The sequence below is a fragment of the Streptomyces sp. B1866 genome, assembly GCF_031932565.1.
Taxonomy (GTDB): Bacteria; Actinomycetota; Actinomycetes; order Streptomycetales; family Streptomycetaceae; genus Streptomyces.
In genome coordinates, this window is record NZ_JAVSCF010000476.1 from 1 (window position 1) to 2048 (window position 2048).

Consider the following 2048-nt stretch of genomic DNA (forward strand, 5'->3'; position numbering starts at 1 on the left):
GCCCGGAGCGCCGGCGCCCCCGGACGCGCCGGACGGCGGCGCGGCGGCGGAGTTCCGGCGGCGCGGCCCGCGGCCCGCCGCCCCCGACGACGGCACGCCCGGCACCCGCCCGGGGCCAGGCGAAGCGGAAAGGACGCCCCTGTGAAGTTCTCCGTACTGACCCTGATCAGCCACTCCCCGCACCCGCTGACGGGCGAACTCGGCACGCCCGCCGACCGGTTCCAGGAGGTGGTCGAGACCGCCGCCGAGGCCGAGCGGCTGGGCTTCGACGCGTACGCCGTCGGCGAGCGGCACGCCGGGCCCTTCCTGTCGTCCAGTCCCACGGTGGTGCTGGGCGCGGTGGCCGCCGTCACCTCCCGGATCCGGCTGCTGACCGGCGTGACGGTGGTCGCCATCCTGGACCCGGTGCGGGTCGCGGAGGACTACGCGACGCTGGACCAGATCTCGCGCGGCCGCCTGGACCTGGTGATCGGCAAGGGCGCCGAAGCCGGGCACTTCAGCCTCTTCGGCCTGGACGAGGACCGGCAGTGGGACCTCCAGGCGGAGAAGTACGAGCTGCTGCGGCGGCTGTGGCGGGAGGAGGGCGTCACCTGGGAGGGCGAGTTCCGGCCGCCGCTGAAGGACGTGACGACCCTGCCCCGCCCCTACGACGGCCCGCCGCGCGTGTGGCACGGCTCGGCCACCAGCCTGCGCTCCACGGAGCTGGCGGCCAGGCACGGCGACCCGTTGTTCACCGCCAACGCCGTCCAGCCGCGCGAGGCCTACGCGAAGCTGATCCGCCACTACCGGGAGCGGTTCGAGGCGTACGGGCACGATCCGGCGCTCGCGCGGGTGGCCGCCGGGTCGGGCGGGCTGCTCATCGCCGACACCACCGAGCAGGCGGTCGAGCGCTACAAGGACCTGTACGAGGCGCGCGTGCGGCAGACCTACCGGCCGCACCTGGCCGGCAAGCCCGGGTACAACACGCCGTACCAGACGATCGAGGACGCGATCGACAACGGGCCGCAGCTCATCGGCAGCCCGCAGCGGATCATCGACAAGATCCTCACCTACCACGAGCTGTACGGGAACGACCTGCTGTCGGTCAGCGCGGACGCCTTCGGGCTCGGCCGGGCCGAGCAGCGCGAGACGCTCCAGCGGTTCGCCGAGGAGATCGCCCCCGTCGTACGCCGCGAGGCGCCCACCACCCTGTGGGAGCCCGCCGCGTGACCCGCCGGCCGCGCTCCGCGGCGGTGCCACGCGGCCCCGCCCGGCTCCCGCGCCCCGGCCCGCGCCCCGGGCCGCCGCGGGCCCACGGGACATAATGGACCCCAGACATCGGATGTCTGGCGTCGGGAGGTCAGCGTGGCGGTCACCGACGAGGCGATCCAGAAGATCAAGGACATGATCGTCTCCGGGGTGCTGGGACCGGGCGACCGGCTGCCCAGGGAGGCCCGGCTCGCCGCCGAGCTGGGCCTGTCCCGCAACTCGCTGCGGGAGGCCGTGCGCGCCCTGGCGCTGGCCCGCGTGCTGGACGTGCGGCAGGGCGACGGCACGTACGTCACCAGCCTGGAGCCGGGGGGCCTGCTGGAGGCGGTGCGCTTCGCCGCCGACCTGCACCGCGGCGAGCGCGCCGGGGAGTTCCTGGCCGTGCGGCGCATCCTGGAGCCCGCGGCGGCGGCGCTGGCCTGCACGCGCATCACCGACGCCGAACTGGACGCGCTGGCCGCGCTGCTGGACGGGCTGGGGCCCGACCCGTCCGCGGCCGACCTGGCCGCGAGCGACCTCCGCTTCCACCGCGGCATCGCGCAGGCGTCGGGCAACTCCGTGCTGTGCGCCCTCCTGGAGGGCCTGTCAGGACCGGCCACCCGGACCCGCGCCTGGCGGGGCCTGGCGCGGCCGGACAGGGTCGGCCGCGTCCTGGGCGAGCACCGGCAGATCCTGGGCGCGCTGCGGGACCGGGACGCGGAGGCCGCCCGCGCGTGCGCGACGGCCCACCTGGCGAGCGCCGAGCGGCGGGCGCGCGCCGCGTCCTGAGCACCGCCCGCCCCGGCCCCGCGCCCCGGCCC

2 protein-coding genes are annotated in these 2048 nt (G+C 76.6%); both read left to right on the top strand.

Features of this window, described 5'->3' with window-relative positions; genetic code table 11:
• Nucleotides 1-141: 141 nt before the first annotated feature.
• Nucleotides 142-1209 carry an LLM class flavin-dependent oxidoreductase gene (locus tag RKE29_RS29595; protein ID WP_312008794.1) on the top strand — a complete coding sequence of 356 codons (1068 nt, stop codon included), beginning with the start codon at nucleotides 142-144 and terminating at the stop codon, nucleotides 1207-1209.
• Nucleotides 1210-1344: 135 nt separating this feature from the next.
• On the top strand, nucleotides 1345-2016 hold the full coding sequence (locus RKE29_RS29600) for an FCD domain-containing protein (RefSeq protein ID WP_312008795.1): 672 nt from the start codon (nucleotides 1345-1347) through the stop codon (nucleotides 2014-2016).
• Nucleotides 2017-2048: the final 32 nt, after the last annotated feature.